The sequence below is a fragment of the Rhodococcus sp. 66b genome (genome assembly GCF_002076325.1).
Taxonomy (GTDB): Bacteria; Actinomycetota; Actinomycetes; order Mycobacteriales; family Mycobacteriaceae; genus Rhodococcus_F; species Rhodococcus_F erythropolis.
The window spans coordinates 38,947-61,063 of record NZ_MUZB01000007.1; the positions used below are offsets into that span (position 1 = coordinate 38,947).

Below are 22,117 nucleotides of genomic sequence, written 5' to 3' on the forward strand. Positions count from 1 at the left end.
AACACGGAGTCTTTCGGTGCCAAGGTCATACGGTACGGACCGATCGGCCCATTGGCACCCGGTATATCTGCGAAAACGGCATATCCGGCGCGCTCTCCGTCTCCTTTTCAGACCGCTCGGTACCGTGGACACGACACGGGCAGGCGCCTCACCAGAGCAGACGTCGCGTAGTACGAAAGGCAATCCCATGAATCACGGCCAGGCCGTCGATCGCGATCTCCTCCTTGCCGGCCAACAGCGACTCGACGCGCTGGGGCCACGATTGACAGGATCACCGTCACACCACGCTGTGGTGGAAGAAGTCGCGAACGAACTGACCGAACTGGGCCTCGAAGTCCGGCGTGATTCACACACTTTCGAACGCTGGGATCTACCGGACACATCTGAGGGGCTTCGCATCGAATTGCCGACGGGACCGATCAATGTTTCGTCCGCATTCCCCTACTCGGGATTGACCGGGCCTCAGGGAATCTCCGCTCCCCTGGTCTACGTCAGCGCGCGACGCCCCAAGTGGTCCTTGGCCAAGGGCGCGATCGCGGTGATCGAGGTGCCGCACGTCGATCTTCCCCGCAAGCTCCTGGTCAGCGAGTGGGGTCCGATCGCCACCGACGAGACTCTTCGAAATCCGGTTCTCTCCGCAACTCTTCTGGGCCCGAAACTCGACAAGGCCCGCAAGGCCGGAGTGCTCGGCGTGATCGCGGTGTGGCGTGACATTGCTCCGGACAACGCGCTGGGACAATATCTTCCGTTCACGCAGCCGTACCACGACATCCCCGCCGTCTGGGTGGCCGGCGACGAGGGCAGGAAGGTTGTCGCAGCAGCTCGTTCCGGTCAGCGGGCGACTCTGGTTCTGGATGCAACTCTGCATCCGGACACCCGGACCGACACGGTGTGGGCGGTATCCCCGGGGACATCACCGGAAGAGACGATTCTGCTCATCACTCACAGCGACGGAACCAACGGCGTCGAGGAGAACGGGCATCTGGGAATGTTGGCCTTGGCGCGGCACGCCGTCGCGCAGCCGCATCGACGGTCGTACGTTTTTGTGCTGACGACTGGCCACCTGCGAATTCCAGCGGTGTCCAAGCACGGACAGGCAACCTCCACCTGGCTCGAAGCGCACCCCGAGATGTGGAAAGGCGAAGCCGGTCAGGCGCGCGCAGTAGCCGGGATCGCGATCGAACACCTCGGCGCGCTGGGTGATACCGAGGACACCTCGACCGGCAGCTATGCGTTGGTGACCACTCCGGAACCGGAACTGCTCTACGCGACGAGCCGAGAAGTACACGACATCGTTGCACCGCTGTGGCGCGACATCGGGGCAGGCGATCGCCGAATCGTGGCGCCAGGACCGGTCATTCATTTCGGCGAGGGTGAACCACTGTTCGAGCGGAAGATCCCGGCAGTCGCCTTGGTGACGGCGCCGCAGTACCTACTAGCTCTGCGTGATGCCGACGCCGCCACGCACGTCGATCTCGACGCGATGGTCAAACAGGTCGAAAGCTTCCGCGATCTGCTCGACGCGTTCGATGCAACCGACACCGCGGCTTTCGGTCCGGTGGTCTCGCGCTCGGTATTCGCTAAGTTCTCGGCACTACTTCAGTTGATGCAGATTTTGTCGAAAGCCAAGAAATAGTGCTGTGCGCCTTTATTAACCGCCGGCGGTTAATAAAGGCGCACAGCAGTTGTCCTACTTGTCGTGAATGATCACGCCACGGATGTTCTTGCCATCACGCAGATCCTGGTAGCCCTGGTTGACGTCTTCGAGGCTGTAGGTGTTGGTGATCAGTTCGTCGAGCTTGAGCTGACCCGCATCGTAGAGACGAAGCAGTCGCACGATGTCGTACTGCGGGTTCATTGATCCGAACAATGTGCCCTTGATCGTCTTCTGGTTCAGCGTCAGATCGGTTCCCGACACGTGCACGGTCAGCTTGGCCGGATCGGCGAGACCCGTGATCACCACGGTGCCGCCCTTGCCGATCACTGCTGTCGCTGCACTGACCACGTCCTCGTCGACGGTGCCGACAAGGATGAGCGCCGCGTCGGCGCCCTGTCCCCAGGTCAGCTCGTTGACCTTGGCAGCAGCGCTCTCGGCGTCTGCAAAGGCATGGGTTGCACCGAACTTCAGTGCGGTCTCACGCTTGAGAGCAACCGGGTCGACCACCACGACATACTTGCAGCCGGCCGAAACGGCGCCCTGGACGGCGTTGATGCCGAGACCACCGATGCCGTAGATCACAGCGGTGTCACCGGCGCGAAGGTTACCGGCATTTACTGCCGTTCCCCAACCCGAAGGCACGCCGCAGCCGACGACCACCGCTGTCTCCAAGGGAAGCCAATCGTCGATCTTGACCACCGAGTGCTGAGAAATGGTGGCGCGCTCGGAGAATGTTCCGAGCATGCACATTCCGCCGAAATCCATTCCGTTGCCGTGGAAACGGAAGGAACCGTCCGTCATCGAACCTTCGAGGATGGTGGCACCCATGTCACAAAGGTTCTGGCGACCGGTCGAGCAGTAGCGACAGGTGCCGCAGTTGGGGATGAAGCTACACACGACGTGGTCGCCCGGCTTGACCTTCGTGACGCCGGGTCCGACCTCTTCGATGATGCCCGAGCCTTCGTGTCCGCCGACAATCGGGTAACGCGGCGGGAGATCACCGTCGGTCAGATGCAGATCCGAATGGCACAGTCCGGCAGCGGTGTACTTGATCAGTACCTCACCCACCCCTGGTCCGTCGAGGTCGAGTTCCATGATCTCGAAAGGCTTTCCGGGCTCGAGCAGTACAGCAGCTTTGGTCTTCACTGGTGATCTCCTTGATTGTCGGACGAGAGAATGAGCGATGGGGGTCGGTCAGAGGGCGATGTTGACGGCCTTGGTCTGGGTGTAGAGATCGATAGCCGAAGCGCCGAGCTCGCGGCCCCAACCGGACTGCTTGTATCCGCCGAAAGGCATTGCGGTGTCGAAGCCGTTGTACTGGTTGATCCACACCGAGCCAGCCTTGAGACGCTTGGCCGTGCGGTGGGCCTTGGAAATGTCACGGGTCCAGATGCCGGCGGCAAGTCCGTAGATGGAATCGTTTGCGGCAGTGATGGGTCCGTCGTCCGCGTTGAACGGCAGCGCTGCCACGACGGGTCCGAAGATCTCCTCCTGAACGATGGAGAATTCGGGCTTGACGTCGACGAAGACAGTCGGCTCGACGAAGTAGCCCTGATCGCCCCAGCGGTTACCGCCGGTGAGTGCACGTGCGCCGTCGGCGATTCCCTCTCGGAGGTAACCGGTGACCTTGTCGAACTGCTCCTGCGAGACCAGCGGTCCGAGCTGGGTGGTGGGATCGAGGCCGGGTCCGATCTTGACCTGGCTCGCTGCGTGCGCGACGGCCTCGGTGAACTTCTCGAAGATGGTGTCCTCGACGTACAGACGGGTACCCGCAACGCAGCACTGACCGTGGTTGAACAGCCAGGCGTTGAGTGAACCCTCCACCGCGGAATCGAAATCCGCGTCGGCGAATACGATGTTGGGGCTCTTGCCACCGAGCTCGAGCGTAACCTTCTTCAGGTTGCCTTTGGCGGCGTCGACGATCTTCTTACCCACCTCGGTGGAACCGGTGAACGCGACCTTGTCCACGTCGTCGTGGCCGGACAGTGCAGCACCTGCATCGCCGAAGCCGGGAACGATGTTGACGACGCCGGGCGGGAAGCCTGCTTCTTCGAAGACCTCCGCGAGAAGCAGTGCGGTGAGCGGGGTCTGCTCAGCCGGCTTGAGGATCACCGTGTTGCCGGCGGCGAGCGCGGGGGCGAGCTTCCACGACGACATCAGCAGCGGGAAGTTCCACGGCACGATCAGTCCACAGACGCCGATTGCCTCACGCAGGGTGTAGGCGTGGAACTCGCCGCCCGGAGAGAAGGGCATCGACACGTTGACGGTGCTGCCTTCGATCTTGGTGGCCCAACCCGCGTAGTAGCGGAAAACGTCTGCAGCCCAAGCCACGTCGACGGCGGTGGCGATGGCAACGGACTTGCCGTTGTCGAGAGCTTCGAGCTGACCGAATTCCTCGGCACGAGCACTGAGAATGTCTCCGACGCGCCAGATCATCCGCTCGCGCTCGTTTGCCTTCATCCGAGACCAGGGGCCGTCCTCGAAAGCCGTTCGGGCGGCGCGCACCGCGCGGTCGATGTCTTCGGCCTGGCCGTGTGCCACGTCTGCGAGCTTCTGTCCGTCAGCCGGGTTGTACGTCGCGAAGGTCTGACCCGAAGCGGCGTCGACGAATTCGCCGCCGATGTAGAGCTTCTTCGGTCCGTTCAGGAAACCCTGTACCGCGGAACTGATGGTGTGTTCGGCTACTGCCGTCATCGGAAACTCCCCTGAAGTAGTGAGGTGCGAATGTGATGCACGCCATACTTCCGCGCTTCCGGGGGTGCTAACTGTCCGAACTTTGTACAACTCAATTCGGACAGCAAACTACACAGTGATGTCGAGCGCCCGCATCCGTGTGTAGAGAGTGCTTCGGCTGATTCCGAGTTGCGCCGACGCGTGAACCTTGTTGCCGCCGCAGTCTTTCAACGCTCCGATGATCGCCTGGCGCTCGGCCTTCTCCCGCCCTGCCAACCGCGACACCTTGGTCGTGGTGCGATAGTCCTCGGGCAGATCGACGACGTCGATGCGATTGCTCGAGCGTTCACCTGAGGCCCGATTCAACACGACGCGCAATTCGGCCAGGTTGCCCGGCCAACTGGCCGCAGCGAGCGCTTCGGCAGCGCTGGCAGTCAACCTCAACTCGGGCGAGATCCCCTCCAACATCGCCTGAGCCAACTCGGCGATCTCAGCCTGTCGCTCGCGCAGAGGGGTGATGACAACCCTGGAGGCGCATCGTGAAAGCAGCGCCGCGATGGTCGGCGGAAGATCAACTGCCGCCCCGCTGGTCAGTACGATCTTCGGCCCCTCGGCGCTGGCGTCAATCAGGTCTGCGACCAGCGGCAACACCGAACCGGGAAGGAGCTGCACCTGTTCGATCACGACCACGCCCGAACGCTTACGGGCTGCTCGCACAAGATCGGTGATCCACTGCTCACGGCCGTCGAACGCGATCCGCGTGGCATCGTGCCAACTGGCGTCGACGCTCCCGACCACGTCCGATGCTGCCGAAGTTCGACCGGAACCTGCTTCACCCGAGATGGCAACTGCGGACGACGAGGCCCGCGCTCGCATGAGGTCTCGGCGCAGTCGCTCCCCCGGAGATGGTGCCCGCTCGTGGGTTCTGCGGATGGGTGCCCGTTCCCGCTGGAGTGGTTCGACCAGGAAGAGTGCGCCGCCGTCGGCCCCGGAAATCCGGTCGGCTTGAACTCGCGCCAGCGCACCGGACGCCAATTCGACTGTCACAAGCCTCGATTGATCAGGATTGAGATCGGCGATCAAGGACCGGAGTGATACGTGGTCGGCGGTGTCGAGCAGATCCAAGGCCGTTCGGTTGCTCAGCAGGATGTCGTCACCGATGGCCGCGACGGCAATGTGGCGCTGATGTGAAACTCGCTGGAATGCGTCGACCAGCCGCTGCTCCGACGCTTTGGAGCCTTCGAGCAGTCGTTTCTCGATATCCGCCGCAGCACGCGCAAGGAAGGGCGCGAACAGCGGGTTGGCCTGCGAGACAACGCCGGTCATGTCGAGAATACCCTCGACGCGACGTGTGACGGGATGCAGGATCGGCTGGCCGTAGCAGCTCAATCCCTTGAGGCTGTCGAGGAAATGCTCGTCCCCGTGGATCACCACACTTCGACCTACCTCGAGCGGCGTACCGAGTGCATTGGTACCGGCGTGCTCTTCACCGAAGCGTGAACCGTTGACGACGCCCAACCGCTCGATCGTCCGCTCGACGCGGCTGTCGGAGTACACCGAAGCGACCACGCGACATTCTCGATCAGCAAGCAGCACACAGAAACCGGTGCCCGCGATCTGTTGCGACACCTCGTCGAGCACGGGCGCGGCGGCCCGGAGCAGACGAGACTCGCCGTCTTGCTCCTCGGTGTCCACGGCGATTGCCGACGACGGATCGAGGCCACTCAGTCGAGAACGCTTCCAGGAGAGCGCGATCTCGGGGCGTACCGGCTCACGCTCCCCTGGGTTCGCGGACATATGCTCAGGCCTGACCGATCAATTCGATCGCCTGTTCTCGCATCGCGATCTTGCGGACCTTGCCCGTGACTGTCATCGGGAACTCGTCCACGACATGGACGTACCGCGGAATCTTGTAATGCGCGAGCTTGCCGGTGCAGAAGGCACGGACCGAATCGGCGTCCAGATCGTCTGCACCTTCGCGCATCTGGACCCACACCATCAATTCCTCGCCGTACTTTGCGTCAGGCACACCGATGACCTGCGCGTCGAGAATGTCGGGATGGGTGTAAAGGAACTCCTCGATCTCACGCGGATATACGTTCTCACCACCGCGGATGACCATGTCCTTGATGCGTCCCGTGATAGCGACGTATCCGGCCTCGTCCATGACTCCGATATCTCCGGTGTGCATCCACCGGGCAGCGTCGATCGCCTCGGCGGTCTTCTCCGGGTTCTCCCAGTAGCCGAGCATGACCGAGTAACCACGCGTGCACAGTTCGCCCGGCTCGCCGCGCGGCACCGTCAGTCCGGTTGCCGGATCTACGATCTTGATCTCGAGGTGCGGCCCCACCCGACCGACGGTTTCGGTGCGCTGCTCGATCGAATCGTCCGAGCGGGTCTGCAGCGACACCGGCGACGTCTCGGTCATGCCATAGCAGATGGACACCTCTGCCATGCCCATGCGATCGATGACCTGCTTCATCACTTCGACCGGGCAGGGCGAACCCGCCATGATGCCGGTGCGAAGGGACGACAGATCGAAGCTGTCGAAGTCCGGCAGCGCCAATTCTGCAATGAACATCGTCGGAACGCCGTAGAGGGACGTGCACTTTTCGGCCTGGACGGCTTCAAGCGAAGCGCGCGGATCGAATGCCGGGCCCGGAATGACCATGGCAGCACCGTGACTGGTGCACGCAAGGTTGCCCATCACCATGCCGAAGCAGTGATAGAACGGCACCGGGATGCACACCCGATCGACCTCGCTGTAGTGGCACAACTCGCCGACGAAGTAGCCGTTGTTGAGAATGTTGTGGTGGCTGAGCGTCGCGCCCTTCGGGAAACCGGTAGTGCCCGAGGTGTATTGGATGTTGATCGCGTCGTCGGCCGACAGCGCGGCTTGGGCAGCTGCGAGCGGAGCCGGATCGCTTGCCTGGGCCGCCAAGCCGTCTGCAAGCACCGCGTCCCACTCGGGTGAACCGAGCAGGAGCACCGACGTCAGATCCGGGCACTGCGGCCGCACCGTCTCGATCATCGACGCGTAGTCCGAGGTCTTGAAGCTGGCCGCAGACACCAGCGTCGAGATTCCGGCCTGCTCGAGCACGTACTGCAACTCGTGCGAGCGGTACGCCGGATTGATGTTGACCAGGATCGCGCCGATCTTTGCCGTCGCGTATTGCGTGAACGTCCATTCCGGACAGTTGGGAGCCCAGATTCCCACTCGGTCGCCCTTCCCCACACCACGGGAAAGTAGTCCGGCAGCGAGCCCGTTCACCTGCTCGGCGAACTCCCGGTACGTCCATCGTCGACCGCTGGCATGGTCGATCAACGCATCGCGGTCACCGTGTGCGGCAACCGTGCGATCGAGGTTGTCTCCGATGGTGTCGCCCAGCATCGGACCGTCCCATACTCCGGACGTATAGCTGGGCAGCGGCGTACTCATGTGTTCTGTCCTCTCCGGTTACCTGTTCAGGCACCTATGAGAGGGGCCGCCGCAGCGGACCCTCTCATCTACGAATTTACTCGATTCGGTGTGATGCACGACATACTTCCCGGTGCGGGGTGTCCGTAACTGTTCGAAGTCCGGACACCCCACCCGCCTGCTGTGCGCCTTTATTAACCGCCGGCGGTTAATAAAGGCGCACAGTGTTTACAGGGCGTGGTCCTTGGTCTCGACGAGCGCCCAGGTGCAGACCAGACTCACCACGCCGAGGATTGCCAACATGATTCCGATGGCCATACTCCCGTATGCCGAGGCCAGCGGTGCGGCGATCAGCGGCGGCACTGCGCCGCCGAGCACTCCGGCGAGGTTGTAGCCGAGGCCGGCACCGGTGTAGCGGTAGCGGGTCTGGAACATTTCCGGAAGCAGCGCACCGCAGGGGCCGTACGCGATTCCGAAGATCATCAGCGTGCCGAACATTCCGAGGATGAACGCGATCGGTGTTCCGGTGTCCAGGAGCGGGAACAGAATGAGCGCCCACACCACAGCCAGACCACAAGAGATCATGATGACCTTGCGACGCCCGATGCGGTCCGAGTACAAGGCGGAGACGATGATCGCCGCACCGAAGACGAAGGCGGACGCGATACCGACCGACAGGACGAACGGGCGGGAGAAGCCGAGGGTCTTGGTTCCGTAGCTCGTGAGGAACGCCGTGCCCATGTAGAAGAACGCGAACAGGCAAGCGAGGGCGCCGGCCGAGAGCAGGATTTCCTTGGTCTGGAACCGCCAGGCATCCAGGAACGGGAGGGTGCGAGGTGCTTCGTTCTTCTGCTCTGCAACGCGCTCTGCCTGCTCCGCCTTGAAGACCGGGGTCTCCTCGATAGCGAGTCGCATGTAGAGGCCGATGCCGACCAACACGATGGAGAACAAGAACGGGATACGCCAGCCGTAGTCGAGGAAGGCTTGGTTGGTATCGCCGAGAACAGCGCCGGTGATGAGGAATGTACTGCTCGAGAGCACGAAGGCGATTGCGGGGCCGAGCTGCGGGAACATCGCATACAGACCACGTTTGCCCGGTGGGGCGTATTCCGCGGTGAGCAGAGTTGCGCCTGCCCATTCACCACCGACCGCGAAGCCTTGGCCGAATCGCAAGAGCACCAGGATGATCGGAGCCGCAACACCGATGGTTGCCGCACCGGGCAGCAAGCCGATCAGGAGCGTCGAGATACCCATGAGCAGGAGCGTCGAGATCAGAGTCTTCTTGCGACCGATGCGATCACCGAAGTGTCCGAACAGCATTGCGCCGACGGGCCGGGCGATGAATGCGACTGCGAAGGTCGCAAACGATGCGACGGTTCCCGCGGTGGCACCGAGCGCGGGGAAGAATACCGTCGGAAAGACAAGTGCCGCAGCAGTTCCGTAGATGAAGAAGTCGTAGAACTCGATGGTCGTGCCGATGCAGCTCGCGATCGCGACGCGCCGCACACTGGTGGTCTGCGGGGGTTGTGTCGCGCCTGCGGCACTCGCACCCCCGGCGCCGGCGGCGCTGTTGCCGCCTGTGGGAGAGACTGTGGTCACTCGATTCCTCCGTGGTCCCGTGGTGTCGCCCTGTGGGCATCACCGTCGATAGGAGGAAAGGTAGTGATGTGGCTCACCCCTGCACTACCCCCGAAAGGGGGTAGGAGTGATCTCGGTCACGACTTGTATGCAATGGTAACGAGTTTCACCGCTCTCCACATGCCGTGGGCCGTCCGATTCGTTCACACGAATCGGACGGCCCACGCTGAACTGCGTCAGGGTCCAGCTCTACGAATCACGCCTTTCCGGCAGCCCCGAAAAGCTCCTGACGGATCTCTCCCCACACCGTGGCGTAGGAGTCGATGATCGGTTCTGAAATCCACTTGGACTCCCCCGCTTGAACTTTCGCGAGAGCATCCGAGAAGAGATCCTGGTAGCGGGACAACCGCGGAACGAATGCCGACAAATCGTCGAACAGGTTTGCAGCCCGGCGGTCCAGCTCGGCAAGGGAATTCGCGTCCGCGTCGTCGATAAGTGCAACGAACTCCTCGTCCAGCGGAACGAAAGCCTCGTACACCTCGCCGATGGAGTCCTCGTCGATCGAGACCCGCTCAGCGTCCAACTGATCTTCGAGTTCCGCGAGGCCTTTCTCGGTCAGGCTGATGGCACCTTCTGCTTCGGCCGCTTTACCCTGCGCGACAAGTGCGTCGTACGCAGCTTGACCGGACGCTGCGCTGACGCCCAAGTGCTCGGCCAGTACAACCGCTCCGACCCGCTCCTTGAGACGTACTGCTTGGAGCAGTGCCAACTCGTCCACATTGCCAGCGAAGGCCATCGATTTCTCCTACTCACGTGCCGCCTCTGCGGCTCCAGCATCACAGCGGACACCCGTGGGTTTCCGCAGCCCGACAAAGGGCTCGAAAGAATCAGATCACACGCCGATCGATCGTTGTGAAGTCACCGCAGCAAGCCGACTGTCACGCGACGGTATCGGCCTGATCGGGGATCACGCTGCCGTCCGCACGAGTTACGGCGCCTTTGGCCCCGGCCGCGTCGGTGTAGGCATCGGTCGAGCAGTGATAGGGAGCATCCGCCTGTGCTTTCGGTTCGATGAACATGGGGTTGACCAGCCATTTTCCGTCACTGTTGTCGTAGGCATTGCACATCAGTTCGGGATTGTTGCGGTTGATCACCAGGCGCGCACCGGTCGCATCTCCGAGGAACGTCACGTCGGTGACAGAATCACCGGCAGCAAACACCTGACGCCGATCGGCAGGCAACTGCTCGAACGCCGTAGGCCCTTGGACCCCGTAGACAACCTCGTTGACCTGACACCGCTTCCCATCGATGTACGGAATGACCGAGTCGTCACCGTCCGCAACCCCACCACATCCCCGCAGGCGCCCCGTCAGAACGCCGCCCTCGACGATCGGCCGAACTCCCATCACGTGATCGGCATCCAATCCCAGCTGCTCCGACCAGACTCGAACGACCGGTTCGGCCGACGCGGAGATGATCCGCACGTCGAATCCATGAGCGCCGAGGGCTTTCACCAAATCTTCGATTTGCGCGTAGTAACGCACCGAGCCGTCGACTTCCGTGGTACCGACGGTCTGATCGGATCCTTCTGCAGCAGCGAGATTCTCAGCACGCGCTGCGCGGGCGTACTCGGCGATCTCGTCCTCGGTGTGCCCTGCCATCAACTGCACCGCCCACGCGTATGCAGCCTTGGTCCGGCGGTGATCGTAGCCGTCGAATGCAACCTGTCCGTCGCGAGTTTTCTCCTCGAGTACCGCAACGATCTCGTCAGCGCAGTCCAAGTCGGTACTGGTTACCAAGGGTTGACCCGCGGCGGTCTCCGAGCCACACGCGGCGGAAAGTGCGGCAGCGCCGGCTGGAGTCATGAAGCGACTGGTGGTTGCCCAGTCCGCTCCCACGGGCTGTAACACCTTGTTGTTCTTGATCATCCAGAATGCAGTGGCGCTTCCGATGTCGTTCTTGACAACTGTGTTGTCCCAGTCGAAGAGCGCCAACGGAGCGCCGTCATCGACATCACCTGCAGCTCCACACGTTCCGAACTCCGTCATCATGGCATCCAACCTCACACGGTTGTCGCCGTACCACGCCAGACTGGGATCCAACACCGCGCAGGATGAACCACTCTGCGCCGCATCCTCTTTCGTGGCACTCTCGGCCGAACTACATGCAGTTGCACTCAACAGGACACTACCTACGGCCAACGCACACAGGGCGCGGGCATGCAGCGAACGGAACATCGATTCCCTCATTTTCGTCGTGATTCGGGTACGACGGCATACCCGAGTGTCGATCGACCCGGGTATGCCGTGCAGCTGTCAACTAGTCGAGCGTCAGCACTTCTCCCGACGCAACGGCGTCGGCGCGAGAGGTGTCCTTGAGGTCGACGCCGGAGCGGCCCAATTGGCGCGCTCCCGTCACCAACCCAAGGACGACACGAGCAGCCTGCTCGTATCCGAGGCCCTCGGGTGGGTGGACATTGGAAATGCAGTTTCGATCCGCGTCGGTACGACCGACGCGCGGAAGGTGAGTCAGATAGATCCCGACGCTGTCCGCAACGGAGAGCCCTGGACGTTCGCCGATCAGGACGATCGCCGTCTGCACTCCCATCGCGGCGGCGATGTGATCACCCAGTGCCACACGGGCATTCGTGGCGATCACCGGCGGCGCAATCGAGTACCGCTCCCCCAACACCGTGACCAACGCGGACAGTAGTTGCTCGCCGTGGTCCATCAGTGCTCGCGGGGAGAGTCCGTCGGCGAGGATGAACCCGATTTCCTTGTCGGAGCTCTTGATCGCGCTCAGGTCAGCAGGCTGGCGCCCCAGGTCAGGTCTCCGGAGATACTCGCTGCGAGTCGAGACGCTGCTCGCGACCACCACCGGTGCCCCGATACCCACCCCGTCGACCCGACTGGCGAGAGTCTCGGAATCGAGTGGCTCGTGCACTGCGTCGCGGGCTGCGGCGTGTGCTGCCTTGAATTCGAGAACCCGCTTGGTGGGCAACGAATCTCCGGCACGCCCCAGCCCGATACGCGATTGTGTGGTCTTGCGCAGTGGACCCCAGAAATCGAGGATCGGTGCCTGATCTTCGGTCATGAGTTCACCGTCAAAGCCCTCAGCGGCGACATTTCGGCGTCGATCGGAAGAACCCGACCGTTTGCGTCGGTCATCCCCAAGTTGTGGAGCCAGGTCTCGAACTCCGGGGCGGGCTGCAAACCGAGGACCTTACGCACGTACAACGCGTCGTGGAACGCCAGACTTTGATAGCCGAGCATCACGTCGTCGGCGCCGGGCACCGCGATCACGAACGCCGCGCCGGCGACGCCCAGCAAGGTGAGGAGGTTGTCCATGTCGTCTTGATCGGCTTCGGCGTGGTTGGTGTAGCAGACGTCCACTCCCATCGGCAGCCCGAGGAGTTTTCCGCAGAAGTGATCTTCCAAGCCCGCGCGAATGATCTGCTTGCCGTCGTAGAGGTACTCGGGACCGATGAAACCGACCACCGTGTTGACCAGCAGCGGCTCGAGATCTCGGGCCACGGCGTATGCCCTGGTCTCGAGTGTCTGCTGATCGACCGGGGCTCCGCCGGTGCCGTAGTGGGCACCTGAACTGAGGGCGGACCCCTGCCCTGTCTCGAGGTACATGACGTTGTTGCCGACCGTTCCGCGGTTCAAGGAGCGTCCGGCCTCGTTACCCTCGCGCAGTAGCGGAATGTTCACTCCGAAACCGGAATTGGCGCCTTCGGTACCGGCAATCGATTGGAAGACAAGATCGACCGGCACCCCCGATTCGATCAGTCCGATCGTGGTGGTCACGTGAGAGAGCACGCACGACTGAGTCGGGATCTCGAATCGCTGACGGATGTCGTCGAGCAGGTGGAGCAGATCCGAGGTGGCCTGGGGTGAATCCGTCGCAGGGTTGATGCCGATGACGGCGTCGCCACATCCCATCAGGAGACCGTCCAATGTGGCCGCCGCAATGCCGCGTGGATCGTCCGTCGGATGGTTTGGCTGGAGTCGGGTGCTCAGCCGTCCAGGCAGTCCGATGGTGGTGCGGAACCCCGCGGTGACCGTGATGGCCTTGGCGACGGCGATCAGGTCCTGATTGCGCATGATCTTGCTGACCGCGGCAACCATCTCGGGGGTCAGACCGGGACTCACGGCGGACAAGCGTGCTGAAGCTTCCGGCGCCGACGCAGTCTCGAGCAGCCAGTCCCGTAATCCGCCAACAGTCAGGTGGGCCACTGGCGCAAATGCGAGGCGATCGTGGCTGTCGATGATGAGCCGGGTCACCTCGTCGTCCTCGTACGGAACCAACAGATCTTCGAGGAACACCGTCAACGGAAGATCAGCCAGAACCCATTGGGCAGCAGCACGTTCGGCGTCGGAGCTTGCCGCACAACCGGCTAGTTCGTCACCCGACCGCAGTGGTGTCGCTTTTGCCATCAGATCGACGAGACCGTCGAACGAGTAGTTGGTTCCGGATACCTGCTGGTGATACTTGGCCATCCCGCGACTCATCCCAATTCTTCTTCCGCCTGTGCAAGTACAGCAAACTCCTCGTCCGGCGAGTTGGCAACAAGGTGGTGACGACTGTAGAGACCGAAGTACGCCATCAGAACTCCGAAGGCAACCAACGTCAGCAATGCCGCAACGGGATCTACCAGGAAGGTGGCCACCACCGACACTGCCGCGATCACGAGCGCAAACGAGGTGGTGGCGATACCGCCGGGCGTGCGGTACGGGCGCGGCATGTTCGGCTCACGCTTACGAAGAACGATGTGACTCACCATCATCAGGACGTAGCTGACTGCCGCGCCGAACACCGCCATGTTGAGCAACATGGCACCTTCACCGGTGAGTGAGAGCGCGAAGCCGATGATTCCGGGAACGACGAGCGCGAGAGTGGGGGCCTTGCGCTTGTTGGTCACCGACAGGTTCTTCGGCAGGTAGCCGGCGCGGGAGAGCGCAAACGTCTGACGTGAGTAGGCGTACATGATCGAGAAGAAGCTCGCGACCAGACCGGCAAGTCCGATGTAGTTGACGGCCTTTGCCGCTCCGCTGTCCCCCAGCGCCTCGACGAGCGGATTTCCGGAGGTGGACAGGGCGTCGGCGCCGAGCGCACCGGTGGCGAGGAAGAGAACCGTTGCGCCTGTGACGATCAGGATCAACATGCTGATGATGATGCCGCGGGGGACGTTCTTCTCCGGCTCACGTGCTTCCTCGGCGGCCAGCGGTACACCTTCGACGGCAAGGAAGAACCAGATCGCGAAGGGCACGGCGGCCCAGATTCCGAGCAGACCGAATGGCAGGAACGACGACGATCCGACTGCGCTGGTGTCGACGGCGATATCGGTGAGGTTGGACGAATCGAAAAGGCCGACAGCCGAAACCGCGAACACGACCAGGCCGACGAGTGCAATGGCGGTGATGATGAACATCGCCTTGAGTGCCTCACCGGCGCCGGTGAGGTGAATGCCGATGAAGATCGCGTACACCGCGAGGTACACCCACCACCCGTCGGTGATCCCGAACAGGTTCAGGGACTCGACGTACGCACCGATGAAGGTCGCGATCGCTGCGGGTGCTATCGAGTACTCGATGAGAATTGCTGTGCCGGTGGCAAATCCGCCCCAGGGCCCCATGGCCCGTCTGGCAAACGTGTATCCACCACCAGCGGCAGGAAGTGCCGACGACATCTCGGCCATACCGAGCACCATCGCCAGGTACATCCCCGCGATGACGACGGCCGCGATGAGAAGGCCACCGAAACCACCTTCGGCCAGACCGTTGTTCCAGCCGGCGTAGTCACCGGAAATCACATAGCTGACACCCAACCCCGCAAGCAGCACCCACCCTGCTGTTCCCTTTCGGAGTGTTCGTTTCTCCAGATACGAATTGTCTTCCGCATGGAAGTCTGCGCCGTCGTGGTGTGCACCCGCGGCACCGGCGTTTTTGCCGGTTGCGTGGTCGGAAAGAGACATGTCCATCCTCTGAATCGGTCAAGAATGAGACGACGCACGGTGGATGCGTCGCGTGAAATGAACGGTATGTGGGCGATGTACGGAGAAGGTCGCGTGAAGATGACCGTGCTGTTAACTGGCTGTCATGTGAGCGGCCCCGAGTCTGTTCAGATCTTCTTCAGGCGGCCGTTCTCAGGATCGGGCGGCCGCGCCTGGCACCGGGCAGGCGTCGACGGCCTCGGCGACGACCTGGGGAACTGTCGGGGGCGATGGACGCACGCCCGCTTCCCAATCAGCGCCTACGAGAATGCTCGACGCGCCGAGTGCTTCGTTTTCGTCCGGTGTGAATGCCCTTGCTCGACTGAGGAATCTGAATCCTTCAGGAGACTCCAGGCTGAATCCGCTGCCGCGGCCGGGCACGACGTCCAGCACCAACTGGGTGTGCTTCCAGGCTTCGAACTGTGATCCGGAAATCCAGACCTGTACAGCGTCGGTTCCGGTGGGAAGGTCTTCGGGAATCTCTCCGACAGCAAGTCGGAGATCGACGATTCCGAGTAGTACGTCACGGTCCCCGACGATGAATTCGCCTGAGGGATAACACATCGGGGCCGAGCCGTCGCAGCATCCGCCGGATTGATGCATCATCAGTTCGCCGTGCGTCCCGCTGAGGCGGCGTAGCAGGTCAGCCGCCCCAGCGGTGGTCACCAACCGGGGTGGAACGGCGCCGGTATCGGGTGTGTCCGTGGCGCTCATTCCAACCTCCGTGTGTTTGTGCAGGTTTCGCGTGTTGCAGTCTTGCGCACCGGCACCCGCAGCGAGGGGCTCACGGGTGCCGGTGGGTCGATCAGAAGAAGCCCTGAGCCTTCTGGGCGTAGCTGACCAGGAGGTTCTTGGTCTGCTGGTAGTGCGAGAGCATCATCAGGTGGTTCTCGCGGCCGATGCCGGACTGCTTGTATCCACCGAAAGCGGCGTGTGCCGGGTACTGGTGGTACGTGTTGGTCCAGACGCGACCGGCCTGGATGTCGCGGCCTGCTCGGTACGCGACTCCGCCGTCGCGGGACCAGACACCGGCGCCCAAACCGTAGAGCGTGTCGTTGGCGATTTCGATGGCCTCGTCGTAGTCCTTGAACGAGGTGACCGAGACGACGGGTCCGAAGATCTCTTCCTGGAAGATGCGCATCTTGTTGTTGCCGGTGAACACCGTCGGCTGGACGTAGTAGCCGCCGGACAGGTCTCCGCCGAGTTCGGCCCGCTCACCACCGGTGATGACCTTGGCGCCTTCGGCCTTGCCGATCTCGATGTACGAGAGGATCTTCTCGAGCTGATCGTTGCTGGCCTGGGCACCGATCATGGTGTCGGTGTCGAGCGGATCCCCTTGGCGCACAGCCTTGGTGCGAATGGCGGCCATCGCGAGGAACTCGTCGAAGATGTCTTCCTGGATCAGCGAACGTGACGGGCAGGTGCAGACCTCGCCCTGGTTGAGGGCGAACATCGTGAAGCCCTCGAGTGCCTTGTCCTGGTAGTCGTCGTTGGAGGCGAGGACGTCGGAGAAGAAGATGTTGGGGCTCTTGCCACCGAGTTCGAGGGTCACGGGGATGAGGTTCTGCGACGCGTACTGCATGATCAGGCGACCTGTGGTGGTTTCACCGGTGAACGCGATCTTCTTGATACGCGGGCTCGACGCGAGCGGCTTTCCGGCCTCGACGCCGAAGCCGTTGACGATGTTGAGCACACCGGCAGGCAGCAGGTCACCGATGATGCCGATGAGGTGCAGGATCGAGACGGGTGTCTGCTCGGCAGGCTTGAGCACGATGGCATTGCCGGCAGCAAGGGCGGGTGCGAGCTTCCACACGGCCATGAGGATCGGGAAGTTCCACGGAATGATCTGGCCGACTACGCCGAGCGGCTCGTGGAAGTGGTACGCCACGGTGTCGGAGTTGATCTCCGAAAGCGAACCTTCCTGTGCGCGAATAGCTCCCGCGAAGTAACGGAAGTGATCGATGGCGAGCGGAATGTCGGCGTTGAGGGTCTCGCGGATCGGCTTGCCGTTGTCCCACGACTCGGCGAGTGCGATGGATTCGAGGTTCTCCTCCATACGATCAGCGATCTTGTTCAAGATGATCGCGCGCTCGGCGACCGAGGTCTTGCCCCAGGCCGGAGCTGCTGCGTGCGCTGCGTCGAGAGCGAGCTCGATGTCTTCTGCGGTGGAACGAGCCACATCACAGAAATTCTGTCCGGTCACCGGTGTCGGGTTCTCGAAGTACTGACCCTTGACCGGAGCAACCCATTCGTTGCCGATCCAGTTGTCGTATCGAGACTGGAAGGACATGATCGCGTCGGCGGTACCTGGGCGGGCGTACACGGTCATTGCAAGCTCCTATGTAAACGTGATCTTCCTGGGCGCACCCACCAAATCGGTGACTGCAATCCCACCCCCCGGTGGGGTGTGATTCACAACACTAGGAGTTGCAACGTTGCAAGTACGTTGCGTGCGAGAAACGCAGATGATTCTCAGATGCCCAATTGGCGGTCGAGGAGATCAATTCTTGCCTGGACCTGCGAATACAGCGGAGATTGAGGATCCAACGTGGACAGGTAGGCCTCCCACACGACGGAGTCTTCGCGCCCGTGTACGGACGTGGTCCACCGGGCCAGAAGGTTGGCATCACCTCCACGCAGCAGAGCCGCCTGAACCCTGGTGCGTAGTTCCTCCCGCACCTCTTCGATTCCCGGGGAGGCCGAGCCTGCCAGTACCGGGCCCGAATACAGTTTCATCGCCGTCGCCGCGTCTCCGCGATCCAACGCTGCCCGCACGTCGCCGACGTCTGTCGTGAACTCCGTGATGATCCGATAAGGACGCGAAGCCAGCCGGTCGGCGCCGAAAACCTTACGAAGCCGCGACATTTCCGCGCGAATGGTCACTGCGTCGAGCTCCCCCTCGTCGAGCAGGACCGCAAGGTGGTCGGAGCTGAGACCCTCCGGATGTTCGGAGAGCAGAAGGAGAATCTCGGCGTGACGCTGCGAAATCGGGATGCGGTCACCGCCGCGAACCAGCGTCGGCCGGCCGGCACCGAATGTTTCGAGGCGCGGAGCCGTGGCGCTGAGCGGGATAGGCGAGTTCAAGAGGTGGAATCGCAATTCCGATTCGGCGGCCGCAACAGTTGCACGGATCAGCGACAGCACTTCGGGAACCGCGACCCTGGGACCACCGGTGATGTCGATGGCACCAAGGATTTGCCCAGTGGTGGGATCGTGGACGGGTGCGGCCGAACAACTCCAGTCGTGCACGGTTCGGTTGAAATGCTCGGATCCGAAAATCTGTACGGAGTGGTCGAGAGCAAGCGCCGTTCCCGGCGCATTGGTGCCGACACGATCTTCGCTCCAGTCGGCGCCTTCGACGAAGTTCATGGACAACGCTTTGTCCTTGGCCGAGTTGTCACCCTCCACCCAGAGCAGTCGACCGTGTGCGTCGCTGATCGCGATCAGCAATCCGGTCTCGGCAGCATCTTCCACCAGGAGTTTCCGAATCACCGGACGGATCAGTGACATGGGATGCGCGGACCGATATTTTTCGAGTTCCAACCCCTCGAGCATCTCAGGATTGCCGACAACGTCAGGATTTACTCCCTTGTTGCGGCTCCGCATCCAGGACTCGAGCACGACCGAACGGACATGGGAGTCGTCGGTCAGCCCTTGGCCGGGCACGCCGCGGGCATCGATGAACGACTGATGGGCAGTCGAAAGTCGCCGCGCGAGTAACGCGACGTCATCGCCTGGCCTGACCGCCACCCACGGGTTGCCGGACACAGCCTGTTCACGTGCCATATTTTGCGTTCCTCCGCTCCGTGGACCACTGTAACGCCGATCACAGCCCATAGGCGAGAACGACCATTCGGTATGACTGTCGACCTAGCCTGCTGCCCCTCGCGGCCACTCGTCACCGAGCAGGATGGCGCTTGCTCGTTCCGCGACCATCACCGCGGTCGCGTGTGGGCCGCGGGTCGGGATCGTCGGCAGGATTGACGTGTCAACAATACTGAGTCCTGCCGCGCCGATCACACGGCACCGATCATCGACGACTGCGAACAGGTCCGATTCGGCACCCATCACGCAGCTACCGGACATGTGCAAGGACGTACCGAGGCGAGATTCGATCCACTCGTCGGTGTACTCCACGACGGGGCGATCGATCAACCCGGTCTCGGCGATCGACTCGAGAAGGTTCTCGGCGATCTGCATTCCTTCCCGAATGGCTGCTCGATCGTGCGTCGACGCGACGTAGTTGTATCGAATACGCGGTGCCCCAGCGGGATCCCCCGATGCCAGTTCGATGCTCCCACGACTGCGCGGCGCCATGAGGACCACCCCGACGCCGTGATCCATGCGAGGCACACCGGGAACCAAGTCTGTGAAAGATGCGGTGTACGGGCGGATTTCAAGCTCGGCGAGATTGAGTGCAGTCTCCAGCACCGGTGTCTGCGAGCGAATCGCACGAGGCGTCGAAAAATGGTACGGCAGCAGCACTTCCGGATGGTCGACGAAGTTCTGGCCGACGCCAGGTCGATCGAGAATGACGGAAACTCCTTGCTCTGCAAGTTGTTCCGCCGGACCAACACCGGAATTCAAGAGAATGTGCGGCGTCGCCACCGCACCCGAACACACGATCACGTGGTCGGCACGAATGCGTCGGACGTTGCCGTCGTCGAGAACGTCGACGCCGATCGCACGGGTTCCCGAGAATACGATGCGAATGACGTTCACTCCGGATTCCACCCGCAAATTCGGGCGGTGCAACGCCGGCATCAGATACCCGATCGCAGTACTGATCCGACGATGATCCGCCACGTTCAGTGGCACTCGGCCGACGCCGAACGAGTCCGGCGCATTCTTGTCGACGTCGTCGGGAAAACCTGCTCCGAGCGCTGCCGCATGAAACTCACCGCTCAGTGGATGCAGTTGGTCCCACGCTCGACGCTCGACCGGGATCGGACCGGCGGTCCCGTGGAACTCGCCCTCGAAATCACGATCCGTCTCAGACTTCTTGAAGTACGGCAAGACGTCGTCGTATCGCCAAGCACTCGGCCAGTTCTCGAAATCTGCGCGGGTCGCTCGAGTGAAGTACGCACCGTTGACGGCCCCGGACCCACCGAGCGTCCGCCCGCGCGCAATCGTGGACGCCCGACGCGGTGTCAGTTCGACCGGATAGGTCCACGTGTATTCGCTCGCAGGTCCGACCGGCAGTCGGTACGGATCACCCAGGACGTCCGGAAGTTCGAGCGCCGAACGATATCCGCTTCCCGATTCGAGGAGCATCACCGTGGCGGATGGATCTTCACTGAGCCTGGCTGCGACGACGCAGCCACACGTGCCACCACCGACAACCAGGAAATCTGCGTAGTCGGCTTCTGTCACTTGGTGATTCGAGGTTTCAGCGCCGCCCAGTCACGGGCGTCGAACGCGCCCCGCCAGAGTCCGGCTCCATACGCGATGTCATCTGCTCGTTTGAAGAAGACGTACCGAACCGGACCCAGCCCGCCTGGCTCACGGTGGCGATACCAGTCCACCAAACCTTCGGTGACTGCCGCAGCGACGGCCAGTCGCCGAATTCGACGGGAGGCGATCACCGCCAGAAGAGTCACCGGCCAGTAGTGACGACACATCGCCGAGGCGAGTTGCCAGAATCCTCCGACAAACCCCTGCGCAGTGAGGATCGCTGCGATCCGGGTGGGCTGACTCAGCCCGTTGAACATCTTTCGCAGGCGATACACCGTGAAGAGCAGAGCGCCCAGCGCACTCGCAAGACCGGAACGGGTCAGTGTTGCGGCGGCGATGCACGCGAAGAGCGTCGAGAACGACATCGCCATCGGCGGAACCGAACCCTCGTGTCTTGCAGCCAACGGCGCCGCGCCCGTGCCGTAGAACGCTCTCCTGGCGAACCACTTGTCGAACTGAACTCGATGATCGTGGGCGACATGCGCAACCGGTTCGTACCTCAGTCGCCAACCCGCAGCCTGCAGTCGCCAGCAGAAATCAACGTCCTCGGCCACTTCGAGACTCTCGTCGAAACCGTTGCATTCGAGTGCCACGTCGCGCCGGACGATCACGGCCGCGCTGGGAACATAGGCGACCGGACTTCCCGACTTCACCGCAGCTTCTTTGCGTCCGAGGTCGAGAGACGATCGCATGTTCTCGTACCGCGCCAGCGCCGTCCCGTACGGATCGAGGGCGACGATGCGGGGCGCAACAAGGGCAACCCCTGGATCGCTGAAGTGGCCCAACATCAACTCGAGCCAACCGGCACGCGGTATGACGTCGGAGTCGAGGAAAGCTACGAAACGTGTTTGGGCCGAACGCAATCCCGAGTTTCTCGCTGCCGAGGGTCCGCGGGCGCTCTCGTGCCGCACCACTGTGATGGTTCCGGTGCCCGGGCAGGCGCGACGGGGCTCCACCGGCACTTCCGAACCGTCGTCGACAACGATGACGGTCAGATCCTTGAGGACGGGCAGTAGGCGTTCGACGCCGGCCTGGTTGTCCTTGACCGGAATCACGACGGTGACATCTGCAGCAGACGGTGTCGACATCGGACGAGGATTCGCGACGCCTGAATCGAGAAGGTGACGAGCAACCGCAGCGCTCTGCTGGTCGACCACCTCGAGGAAGCCGTCACCGATCATCGCCGCAGCCGTCGGAGCCAGCTTGAGCATCCGTGTCGGAGAGCCGCCGATGAGCACCCGGCCGCCCGAGTACGTGCGCACCTTGGGGTCCAACCGAATGCCGAAACCGTCGGGGAGTCTTGCTGGTCGCATCAGATGATCGTAAGGGACGTAGCCCGTCG

At 62.4% G+C, this 22,117-nt stretch carries 16 protein-coding genes; 1 reads left to right on the forward strand and 15 read right to left on the reverse strand.

Going from position 1 to position 22,117, the window contains the following annotated elements; genetic code table 11:
* The first annotated feature begins 187 nt into the window (after positions 1-187).
* On the forward strand, positions 188-1,636 hold the full coding sequence (locus B0E55_RS14390; RefSeq protein ID WP_070797557.1) for a hypothetical protein: 1,449 nt from the start codon (positions 188-190) through the stop codon (positions 1,634-1,636).
* Positions 1,637-1,690: 54 nt separating this feature from the next.
* On the opposite strand, the gene B0E55_RS14395 is transcribed toward B0E55_RS14390, so the two are convergent.
* From B0E55_RS14395 to mftF, 15 genes are all read right to left on the reverse strand, one after another.
* Complete coding sequence (locus tag B0E55_RS14395; RefSeq protein WP_019744235.1) at positions 1,691-2,803, reverse strand: NDMA-dependent alcohol dehydrogenase; 1,113 nt, start codon at positions 2,801-2,803, stop codon at positions 1,691-1,693.
* Between the two features lie 48 nt (positions 2,804-2,851).
* Complete coding sequence (locus B0E55_RS14400) at positions 2,852-4,351, reverse strand: aldehyde dehydrogenase family protein (RefSeq protein WP_019744236.1); 1,500 nt, start codon at positions 4,349-4,351, stop codon at positions 2,852-2,854.
* A 108-nt stretch (positions 4,352-4,459) separates the two neighbouring features.
* Entirely contained in the window at positions 4,460-6,127 is a 1,668-nt protein-coding gene (locus tag B0E55_RS14405) for a sigma-54-dependent Fis family transcriptional regulator (protein ID WP_030535447.1), read from the reverse strand.
* A 4-nt stretch (positions 6,128-6,131) separates the two neighbouring features.
* A complete protein-coding gene (locus B0E55_RS14410) occupies positions 6,132-7,769 on the reverse strand; it encodes an AMP-binding protein (RefSeq protein ID WP_080909949.1) in 1,638 nt (545 codons plus the stop codon).
* 207 nt (positions 7,770-7,976) lie between these two features.
* Positions 7,977-9,347 (reverse strand): MFS transporter, encoded by a 1,371-nt coding sequence (locus tag B0E55_RS14415; protein WP_019744239.1) that lies wholly within the window; start codon positions 9,345-9,347, stop codon positions 7,977-7,979.
* 235 nt (positions 9,348-9,582) lie between these two features.
* Positions 9,583-10,122 carry a hypothetical protein gene (locus tag B0E55_RS14420; RefSeq protein WP_019744240.1) on the reverse strand — a complete coding sequence of 180 codons (540 nt, stop codon included), beginning with the start codon at positions 10,120-10,122 and terminating at the stop codon, positions 9,583-9,585.
* A 142-nt stretch (positions 10,123-10,264) separates the two neighbouring features.
* Positions 10,265-11,563, reverse strand: a complete 1,299-nt coding sequence (locus B0E55_RS14425; RefSeq protein ID WP_080909950.1) for an HAD-IB family phosphatase — start codon at positions 11,561-11,563, stop codon at positions 10,265-10,267.
* Between the two features lie 82 nt (positions 11,564-11,645).
* Positions 11,646-12,419, reverse strand: a complete 774-nt coding sequence (gene eutC / locus B0E55_RS14430) for an ethanolamine ammonia-lyase subunit EutC (protein WP_019744242.1) — start codon at positions 12,417-12,419, stop codon at positions 11,646-11,648.
* Positions 12,416-13,840 (reverse strand): ethanolamine ammonia-lyase subunit EutB, encoded by a 1,425-nt coding sequence (locus tag B0E55_RS14435; protein ID WP_019744243.1) that lies wholly within the window; start codon positions 13,838-13,840, stop codon positions 12,416-12,418. The genes eutC and B0E55_RS14435 overlap by 4 nt, the downstream gene beginning before the upstream one ends.
* The gene (gene eat / locus B0E55_RS14440) at positions 13,837-15,309 is read right to left on the reverse strand and encodes an ethanolamine permease (RefSeq protein WP_003941913.1); all 1,473 of its coding nucleotides are present in this window, start codon (positions 15,307-15,309) and stop codon (positions 13,837-13,839) included. The genes B0E55_RS14435 and eat overlap by 4 nt, the downstream gene beginning before the upstream one ends.
* 165 nt (positions 15,310-15,474) lie before the next feature.
* The gene (locus tag B0E55_RS14445) at positions 15,475-16,035 is read right to left on the reverse strand and encodes a DUF779 domain-containing protein (protein WP_019744244.1); all 561 of its coding nucleotides are present in this window, start codon (positions 16,033-16,035) and stop codon (positions 15,475-15,477) included.
* 91 nt (positions 16,036-16,126) lie between these two features.
* Positions 16,127-17,650 (reverse strand): aldehyde dehydrogenase, encoded by a 1,524-nt coding sequence (adh, locus tag B0E55_RS14450; protein ID WP_007730158.1) that lies wholly within the window; start codon positions 17,648-17,650, stop codon positions 16,127-16,129.
* A 143-nt stretch (positions 17,651-17,793) separates the two neighbouring features.
* Positions 17,794-19,107 (reverse strand): helix-turn-helix domain-containing protein, encoded by a 1,314-nt coding sequence (locus B0E55_RS14455; RefSeq protein WP_080909951.1) that lies wholly within the window; start codon positions 19,105-19,107, stop codon positions 17,794-17,796.
* Positions 19,108-19,191: 84 nt separating this feature from the next.
* Positions 19,192-20,694, reverse strand: coding sequence for a mycofactocin dehydrogenase MftG (gene mftG, locus B0E55_RS14460; protein ID WP_030535453.1), 1,503 nt, complete (start codon positions 20,692-20,694; stop codon positions 19,192-19,194).
* On the reverse strand, positions 20,691-22,088 hold the full coding sequence (gene mftF, locus B0E55_RS14465) for a mycofactocin biosynthesis glycosyltransferase MftF (RefSeq protein ID WP_020906864.1): 1,398 nt from the start codon (positions 22,086-22,088) through the stop codon (positions 20,691-20,693). Before mftF ends, mftG begins: the two co-directional genes overlap by 4 nt.
* Between the last annotated feature and the right edge of the window lie 29 nt (positions 22,089-22,117).

Excerpts from the sequence above, each read along its gene's own strand:
- B0E55_RS14445 (WP_019744244.1), bottom strand. The coding sequence starts at position 16,035 with ATGAGCGCCACGGACACACCCGATACCGGCGCCGTTCCACCCCGGTTG.
- eat (WP_003941913.1), bottom strand. The coding sequence starts at position 15,309 with ATGGACATGTCTCTTTCCGACCACGCAACCGGCAAAAACGCCGGTGCC.
- mftF (WP_020906864.1), bottom strand. The coding sequence starts at position 22,088 with ATGCGACCAGCAAGACTCCCCGACGGTTTCGGCATTCGGTTGGACCCC.
- eutC (WP_019744242.1), bottom strand. The coding sequence starts at position 12,419 with ATGACCGAAGATCAGGCACCGATCCTCGATTTCTGGGGTCCACTGCGC.
- B0E55_RS14410 (WP_080909949.1), bottom strand. The coding sequence starts at position 7,769 with ATGAGTACGCCGCTGCCCAGCTATACGTCCGGAGTATGGGACGGTCCG.
- B0E55_RS14455 (WP_080909951.1), bottom strand. The coding sequence starts at position 19,107 with ATGGCACGTGAACAGGCTGTGTCCGGCAACCCGTGGGTGGCGGTCAGG.
- B0E55_RS14400 (WP_019744236.1), bottom strand. The coding sequence starts at position 4,351 with ATGACGGCAGTAGCCGAACACACCATCAGTTCCGCGGTACAGGGTTTC.
- B0E55_RS14425 (WP_080909950.1), bottom strand. The coding sequence starts at position 11,563 with ATGTTCCGTTCGCTGCATGCCCGCGCCCTGTGTGCGTTGGCCGTAGGT.
- adh (WP_007730158.1), bottom strand. The coding sequence starts at position 17,650 with ATGACCGTGTACGCCCGCCCAGGTACCGCCGACGCGATCATGTCCTTC.
- B0E55_RS14420 (WP_019744240.1), bottom strand. The coding sequence starts at position 10,122 with ATGGCCTTCGCTGGCAATGTGGACGAGTTGGCACTGCTCCAAGCAGTA.
- B0E55_RS14390 (WP_070797557.1), top strand. The coding sequence starts at position 188 with ATGAATCACGGCCAGGCCGTCGATCGCGATCTCCTCCTTGCCGGCCAA.
- B0E55_RS14435 (WP_019744243.1), bottom strand. The coding sequence starts at position 13,840 with ATGAGTCGCGGGATGGCCAAGTATCACCAGCAGGTATCCGGAACCAAC.
- B0E55_RS14405 (WP_030535447.1), bottom strand. The coding sequence starts at position 6,127 with ATGTCCGCGAACCCAGGGGAGCGTGAGCCGGTACGCCCCGAGATCGCG.